Annotated in this window: 8 protein-coding genes; 6 read left to right on the forward strand and 2 right to left on the reverse strand. The window is 61.8% G+C overall.

Going from position 1 to position 8,085, the window contains the following annotated elements; translation table 11 throughout:
- Positions 1–31: 31 nt before the first annotated feature.
- A complete protein-coding gene (locus OP495_RS11200; RefSeq protein WP_280569244.1) occupies positions 32–715 on the reverse strand; it encodes a methyltransferase domain-containing protein in 684 nt (227 codons plus the stop codon).
- A gap of 397 nt (positions 716–1,112) precedes the next feature.
- On the opposite strand from OP495_RS11200, the gene OP495_RS11205 reads away from it, so the two are divergent.
- From OP495_RS11205 to OP495_RS11230, 6 genes are all read left to right on the forward strand, one after another.
- Positions 1,113–2,990, forward strand: coding sequence for a beta-ketoacyl synthase N-terminal-like domain-containing protein (locus OP495_RS11205; protein WP_280563663.1), 1,878 nt, complete (start codon positions 1,113–1,115; stop codon positions 2,988–2,990).
- 79 nt (positions 2,991–3,069) lie between these two features.
- Positions 3,070–3,573: a pantetheine-phosphate adenylyltransferase gene (gene coaD, locus OP495_RS11210; RefSeq protein WP_280563564.1), complete on the forward strand. Its 504-nt coding sequence runs from the start codon at positions 3,070–3,072 to the stop codon at positions 3,571–3,573.
- Between the two features lie 11 nt (positions 3,574–3,584).
- Complete coding sequence (locus OP495_RS11215) at positions 3,585–3,833, forward strand: YfhL family 4Fe-4S dicluster ferredoxin (RefSeq protein ID WP_280563565.1); 249 nt, start codon at positions 3,585–3,587, stop codon at positions 3,831–3,833.
- 131 nt (positions 3,834–3,964) lie between these two features.
- The gene (locus tag OP495_RS11220) at positions 3,965–5,311 is read left to right on the forward strand and encodes an MATE family efflux transporter (protein WP_280569246.1); all 1,347 of its coding nucleotides are present in this window, start codon (positions 3,965–3,967) and stop codon (positions 5,309–5,311) included.
- Between the two features lie 46 nt (positions 5,312–5,357).
- Positions 5,358–5,870, forward strand: a complete 513-nt coding sequence (locus OP495_RS11225; RefSeq protein ID WP_280569248.1) for an acyl-CoA thioesterase — start codon at positions 5,358–5,360, stop codon at positions 5,868–5,870.
- A gap of 66 nt (positions 5,871–5,936) precedes the next feature.
- Positions 5,937–6,941, forward strand: coding sequence for an ion transporter (locus tag OP495_RS11230; protein ID WP_280569250.1), 1,005 nt, complete (start codon positions 5,937–5,939; stop codon positions 6,939–6,941).
- Here the strand turns inward: OP495_RS11230 and OP495_RS11235 are convergent, their stop codons facing one another.
- Positions 6,942–7,979, reverse strand: coding sequence for a hypothetical protein (locus OP495_RS11235; protein WP_280569251.1), 1,038 nt, complete (start codon positions 7,977–7,979; stop codon positions 6,942–6,944). It lies immediately after the preceding gene.
- Positions 7,980–8,085 lie beyond the last annotated feature (106 nt).

Below are 8,085 nucleotides of genomic sequence, written 5' to 3' on the forward strand. Positions count from 1 at the left end.
CGGTCTCCTGAAGGTCTGTGCCAGCTTTCCCCTAGGTGGGTAGCAACTCGGGACGATACGCCAGCGTCACCTTGAGACGCCAGAGTGGTTGGCCGCTGGCATGGTACTTATGTTCGAAGGGCGTGAGATACTCGCCCGACGGCTCGCAGGGCTCGAGATGCGGCTCGCGTCCCGTGGCCTGTGCCAGCGCCAGGGCCAATTCCTCGAGATAGAGCCGCCAGTTGGAGCGCGCTTCCAGTTCGCCGCCGAGACCCGCCAGTGCCGGGAACACCGGGTGCCCATGCCAGCGCATCTTGAGATGCCCTGCCTTGGGATACGGATTGGGGTAGAGCAGATAATGACGTGCCGGCTGCCACCCTTCTTGTAGCGCCAAACGCCAGAAATCCACCAGATCGGCACGTACCAGCAAGGCGTTGTCGGGCAACTCGCCATACTCGCGTGAAAGGCGATCGGCGCTACGGTCGATGCCGATCACCGCATGATCGGGAAAACGCGCAGCCAGACGTCGGGTGGAAAGTCCCACGCCACAGCCTGCGTCGAGAATCAACGGCCTGTACTGCTCCTGCAACCATGCCCGCGCCGCGCCGAACGCAATACGCGTGTGCGATGCCAACGGCTTTCGCCAGGGATACGTCAGCGCCCGCGACACACGCCGGGAGAGTTCCTCATGCGGCGCGGTCTGCTGGGTGACAATGGCGCGGGAATTGGCATGCATGGACGGCTCTTTAAACGACTGAACGACTGAACGGCATACTATCCTAGCAGACTCCCGAGCCTGACCGAGCATCACGACCTCGCCCCGTACACGTCCTCGGCCCGTAGAAGTATCCCAAGCGGCGCATTAGCGCCCTCATAAAGACCTGCCGCTGAAAAAGCCCTATAAGGCTGATACGTCATCGGTGGCATTTCCCCTTTATCGGACAGTGTTCGCATGACGCCGCTCGCACCCGGGTGCTATCATCCTTGCCCAGACTTATAAAGACTCCATGCGCCCTATGGCGCGGGAGGACGCAACACACCCGGCCGACGCGTGCCGGTCACACATCAGGACGCATCGTCATCCACAGCATTACGAGGAACGCGGCTTGTCACAGTTACCGGTGATCGTCGGCATGGGCGGTGTTAACGCCGCCGGCAGAACCTCGGGCCACCAAGCTTATCGCCGAACGATTCTCGACGCTTTGCCCGATACCCTTCAGGCACAAACCATTCTCGCCCTGGCCGCCATGATGCAGCTCGTTTCGCGCGTCGAAAGCGGCGGCTGGCAGGACCCTCAGGGCGAGATTCTCGACGACGCCGACGTCGTCGAACGCTATCGCCAACATGTGCTCGATCATACCCTGATTCGCCGCATCGAGGACGAGCGCTTCGGCAGCGAAGGCCTCCCCGCCAATCGCGCCGCACAACTCAACCTCGATGCCGAGCTGACCTTTCGCGTGCGCCGCCGCCAGCTTCCCAACGACGTGCCGGCCACCTGGCAGGTGCGCGAGATCGACAAACGCATGGTCGAAGTCGTGGTCCCGCCGGGAGCGCTGGACGTGCTGCTTCCTGAACGTCGCAGCGCCCAGGTACGCTCGGCCGGACAACTGCCCAGCGGCTTTTCGCCGGACACGCTGTATCGCAGCGTGCACCACCCGCGCGGCTTGGCGATGACTATCTTCGGCGCCTCCGACTGCCTCGGCCAGAGCGGCCTCGACTGGGCGGCGCTGCGCAACCGTCTCGATCCGGACGCCATCGCCGTGTATGCCGGCAACTCCATCGGCCAGCTCGACACCGAAGGCTGGGGCGGTCTGCTGCAAAGCTTCGTCAGCGGCGCGCGCGCCACCTCCAAGCAGATGCCGCTGGGCTATGGGCAAATGCCCGCCGACTTCCTCAACGCCTATGTGCTGGGCAGCGTCGGCGCTACTGGCGCAGCGCTAGGCGCCTGCGCCAGCTTTCTGTACAACCTGCGCCTGGGCCTCGAGGACATTCGCAGTGGCCGGCGCCGGGTGGTCATGGTGGGCACCAGCGATGCACCGATCACCCCGGAGATCGTCGAGGGCTTCCGTGCCATGGGGGCGCTGGCCGACGACGAAAGCCTCAAGGCGCTCGACGCCCTGACGCTGCTCACCGACAGTGACTATCAGCGTGCGTGTCGCCCCTTCGCGCGCAACTGCGGCTTCACCATCTCCGAGTCGACCCAGTTCCTGTTGCTGATGGATGACGCGTTGGCGCTGGAAACCGGCGCGCAGATTCTCGGCGCCGTGCCAGGCGTCTTCGTCAACGCCGATGGCTGGAAGCGCTCGATCTCCGCGCCGGGCATCGGCAATTACATCACTTTGGCCAAGGCGGTCAGTCTTGCCAGCGATATGCTCGGCGAGGAGGCAGTACGCCATCGCAGCTATCTACACGCGCACGGCACCAGCACGCCGAAGAACCGCACTACCGAGTCACATGTATTCGACATGGTGGCGCGCGCGCATGGCATCGAGTCGTGGCCAGTGACCGCCGTCAAGGCATTCGTCGGCCATTCGCAAGGCGGTGCGGCGGGCGATCAGATGGCCAGCGCACTGGGTACCTTCGCCCACGGTATCATTCCCGGTATCTTCACCCTCGATGCAGTGGCCGATGACGTCTTTACCGAGCGCCTGCGCTTCTTCCGCGACTCGGTTCCCTTCGAGGCCGATGCGGCGTTCATCAATGCCAAGGGGTTCGGCGGCAACAACGCCACCGGCCTGGTCATCTCGCCGGCCGCCACCGAACGCCTGCTGGCCCAGCGCCACGGCCAACGCGCCATCGACGACTGGAAGCAACGTCGCGAAACGACCCTGGCCGCTTCCAAGGCGTACCTGGCGACATCCGACAGCGGCCATTTCGAGGTCACCTACCGCTTCGGCGAAGGCGTTCTCGAAGGATCGGAACTCTCGATGACGCGCGACTCGCTGCATATCCCCGGCTTCGATCAGCCGGTCTCGTTGGCGGTCGATAACCCCTACGGCCAACTGCAATAATCATGCCTGGTCGGCGGCATGATTGCTGCCGACCATGGGCAACCACTACCCTGTTGGTATCTCGACACAGGATGCACCCATGAATATCGTGGTCTATCCCGGTACCTTCGACCCCGTCACCCATGGTCATTACGATCTGATCGAACGCGCCGCGCGCATGTTCGACAAGGTCGTGGTGGCGGTGGCTGCGAGTCCGCGCAAGCAGCCCGCATTGTCGCTGGAGACCCGCGTCGCCCTGATCGAAGAGATCACCGCCGAGCTCGACAACGTCACTGTCCTCGGCTTCAGCGGACTGCTGACGCAGTTGCTGGATCAGCAAAACGCACGCATTATCCTGCGCGGATTGAGAGCGGTATCCGATTTTGAATATGAGTTACAATTGGCTAATATGAATCGGGCCCAGGCACCTCATATCGAGAGTTTGTTCCTGACGCCTGCGATCGAGAACTCGTATATTTCTTCCACCATCGTGCGCGAGATCGCGCGTCTCGGGGGAGATGTCTCCAAGCTCGTGCATCCCTGCGTGGTCGATGCTCTGAGCCGGCATTTCGCCCCGGACTCCTCGTCGCCCGAGACGCAGTAGAGGACACTACCATGGCCCTGATGATCACCGATGAGTGCATCAACTGCGATGTCTGCGAACCCGAGTGCCCCAATGGCGCCATTTCCCAGGGTGAGGAGATTTATGTCATCGACCCCAACTTGTGCACCGAGTGCGTCGGTCATTTCGACGAGCCCCAGTGCCAGCAGGTGTGCCCGGTCGACTGCATTCCCCTCGATCCCGAACGCAGCGAAACCCACGACCAGCTCATGCACAAGTACCGGTTGATTACCGCCGCCTGAGCGCGGCCAGGCACGATACACGGCGTCGAACATCGACAGCCCGCAAGGGCAGTCTGCGTGCCCCTGCGCTCTTTTCATGTCTCGCGGACGGCTCGCCAGGCGTAAACGTCCAACGCAAACAACGGAATCCCGTGTCCACTTCACGCTCCCCGACACGCATCTGGCCACTCGCCTGGCCGATCATTCTTTCCAACATCACTGTGCCATTGCTAGGCCTGGTGGATACCGCCGTGGTCGGGCACCTGCCGGATTCGCGCTACATGGCCGCCGTCACCCTTGGCGCCACGCTGTTCGGCTTTCTCTACTGGGGATTCGGTTTCCTGCGTATGGGCACTACCGGCCTCACCTCCCAGGCCATGGGACGCGAGGACGAAAGCGACATACGCAACCTGTTGGGGCAATCGTTGCTGTTGGCGCTGAGCATCGGCGTCATACTGATCCTGCTCGCCGAACCGCTCGTCGCCTTCGGCCTCTACCTGCTCGACGGTAGCGAGGCCGCCATGTCACTGGCGGCGAGTTACGCGCATATCCGCATCCTCTCGGCTCCGGCGGTGATGGCCAATTACGCGATTCTCGGCTGGTTCCTCGGCCAGCAGAATTCGCGAGTCACGCTGGCGATCATGGTACTGACCAACAGCGTCAACATCGTGCTGGACCTCGTATTCGTGGTCGGCCTGGGAATGACCAGCGACGGCGTCGCCTGGGCCACGGTGATCGCCGATTATACTGCGCTGGCCGTCGGCCTGTGGCTGGTGGCACGTCAACTGAAGCTGCTTCAGGGACACTTTTTGCGCCAGCGACTGCTACGCCTTGCCGCCTACTCCGAGCTTTTCCAGGTCAATCGGCATCTGTTCGTGCGGACATTGGGGCTGCTGTTCGCCATGGCCTTTTTCACCGCTCAGGGCGCCAGTCAGGGCGATACGGTGCTCGCCGCCAACGCCGTGCTGATGCAATTCATCATGATCACGTCCTACGCGCTGGATGGCTTCGCCCACGCTGCCGAGGCCTTGACCGGCCGTGCCGTAGGGCGCCGTGACTGGCCGCTGTTCGGCGCCTCGGTGCGTGCCGCCGCGCGATTCTCACTGATGACCGCCGGCGTCGCCATGGCAGCGTTTTTCTTTGGCGGCGACTATGTGATTGCCATGCTCACCGATCTTCCCGACGTGCGCGCCACGGCGGGAGACTATCTACCCTGGATGATCGCCATGCCGGCCATCGCGGTGTGGAGCTACCTGCTCGATGGCGTCTTCATCGGTGCCACCGCAACCCGCGAAATGCGCGATACCATTCTGCTGGCGCTCGCCGTCTACCTGCCGGTGTGGTGGTTCACGCAACCGTTGGGCAATCATGGCCTATGGCTCGCTTTCACCGTATTCACCCTAGTGCGCTCGGCAAGTCTCGCCGCCGTCTACCTGCACTACCGGCGCACGCGCTGGGCTGAGCCCCAGGTCTCTGGACACGCGGACAATCACGCATGAAACGTGGTACACATTTGCCAGTTACGCATCGTTCAATGGAGCCCGCATGACCGACGACCTCTCCCGCCAACACGAACTCACCATGACGGTGCTGATGACGCCCGACATGGCCAACTTCAGCGGCAAGGTGCATGGCGGCGCGATTCTCAAAAAGCTCGACGAGGTCGCCTACGCCTGCGCCAGTCGCTACGCCGGTTCCTATGTCGTGACGCTGTCGGTGGACCAGGTACGTTTCAAGCAACCCATCCACGTGGGTGAGCTGGTCACCTTTCTGGCCTCGGTCAACTATGTCGGGCATTCCTCGATGGAGATCGGCATCAAGATCATCGCCGAGTCGATCCAGGATCGCGTGATTCGCCACACCAACAGCTGCTACCTGACCATGGTCGCGGTAGATGGCGAAGGTCATCCCAACCCCGTGCCACAGCTACAACTCGATACGCCATTGCAGAAGCTGCGCTTCGAGAAAGCCAAATTACGCAAGAACATGCGCAAGCAAGAGGAACAGGAAGAACAGCGCACCCAGGCGCATCTCAACGCGACCCGTGAGGCACCCTGACGCGACGCCGGGAAACTGATAGCGTGACCATGCGCAGGACGCATGGCGCTACCGACGGAGAACTTGATGAGCGCACCTTCCACCGCTGGCTCACGCCGGCGTGATCGCCTTTATCTCGCCTGGGACATCGCCATCGTGGTGCTGGTCTCAGCTAATCTGTTGCTGCTTCTCGTCGATAGCCTGTTTCTCTTGCCACCTCTGAATGCCGGGTTCGAAGCACTAGCGCCGGGCCTCCATCAGGCCTACGACAGCGCCATTCACCAGCGTTTCATGACAATCGACCTGGCCTTCGTGAGCATCTTCCTGCTCGATGTTCTGGCTGGCTGGGCGGTGGCCATCGCCGAACGCCGCTACGCACGCTGGTTCTTCTATCCATTCGTGCACTGGTACGACGTGCTGGGGTGCATTCCGGTCAGCGGCTTCCGCATCTTGCGTGTACTGCGTCTCATCTCGCTGCTGATTCGATTGCAGCGCCTGGGGGCGATCGACATCCGCCGCTGGCGTCTCTATGCCTTCTTCGAACGCTACTACCGCGTGCTCATGGAGGAGCTTTCCGACCGCGTGGCGACACGCCTGCTGAGCAGCCTGCAAGAGGAAGTCCAACGTAGTGACGACTTCACCAAACGACTCTCGGAAAAGGTAATCCAGCCACGCAAGGAGGCGCTTGTCGACGAGATCGCCCGGCGTCTCGAAACCACCGTCGACAAAAGCTATGCCGAGAACCATCAGGAAGTACATCGCTACGTGGCGGCCCTGGTCACCCGCACGCTCGATGAGAACCAGGAACTCGCCCGGCTGAGACGCCTGCCTATGGGCGAGCACGTGGCCCATGCCATGGAACGCAGCCTGAGCGACGTCGCCAGCCGCGTGGTCCACGAGGCGATCGATGGACTACGTTCGCCGCGTTTCAAGAGTCTTATCGGTGATCTGGCCGGCAGCGGCATCGATGCTTGGCTATACGTCGACCAGCGCACCGACCGCGTCACCGAGCAAGTATTGATCGAAACGCTGGACATGCTCAAGGACGAGATCGCCGTACAGCGCTGGAGAGACGAACTCGACCTCAGGTGATCAGGTAAGCCGCAAGGTGGTGTACGGTGCCTCACAGGCGTGGCGCTCGTCACGTTCATCGATGCTGCCCAACGACATGTCGCGATCGTTATCGTAGGCCACGAACAAGCGCTCGCTATCCAGAATCGCCAAACCTTCTGCCTTGTGTTCGAATTCCAGGGCGTCTCCAGCCATCGTGCGAACCAGCGTCGGCGCTTTACCCGCCGCGAAGTCCTCTAGTGACACCACCCAGAGGTAACCGCCTATGCGCTCTTCTTCCGCGTCCTCGACTTCGAAGCTCGTCAACAGAAACAGGCGCTGGTGATGGGGATCGTACTCCAGGCTCGACAGGCCGCAGTCATAGCGCACCTCGGGCTGCTGCTGGGGAAAGAAGCGGTAGAACTCGCGTAGCCTGTCGACGAACACCAGATTACCTTGGGCATTGAGGGTGTAGTGCGCCCCCACGACACGACACACATAGTCGAAGTCTTCATGCGAATAGCCTTGTTCGCGCACGCCGAAAAGCAGTAGCCCATCACCACGCTCCCCTGGAATCGCCGCCAGTCCTTCTATCTTGTAATACGGATAACCGATGGCGCCGTCCAGCTTGTTACGCAGCTCCAACGAGCCCTCGACACCGTCGCGCGGGTCGGGGTCGACCACTTGCACCCGCTCGGGCTCGCCCAGCGGCCAGATCAATAAATGGTTGTAGGCATTGAGCGCATGGCTTTCCATGTCGATGCGATCGAATCCGGTGGTCGCCAACACGTAGCGACCGTCGGCAGTCAATGCGAAGTCCTCGTACTTGACTGCCCGCTTGATGGCATCCGCCGTGAAGTACTCCAGGCCGCGATCATCGGGACCGGCAGCCGTGATCGGAACAGAGAAGACAGCCGAACGTGCGTCACCGGGAATCGGCTTGTCGCTGGCCAGGATCAGACGCTGGCCATCATAGACCACGGCGGATACTTCAATGTTGACCAGCTTGCCCTTCTCATCACGCAGGCCGCTGGGGAAACAATGCAACGTTCCTTCTTGTAGCACCTCGGCATTGGCCATGACATCTCCTTGATCGCGTTGTACGTGACACTTCCAGCGTAACGCGAAAGCCACGTATGGTCGCAACGCAACGTGATAGCTTGCGGTCGCGGCAGACGGTCGGCAA

Source organism: Chromohalobacter sp. 296-RDG, from assembly GCF_029889885.1.
GTDB lineage: Bacteria > Pseudomonadota > Gammaproteobacteria > Pseudomonadales > Halomonadaceae > Chromohalobacter.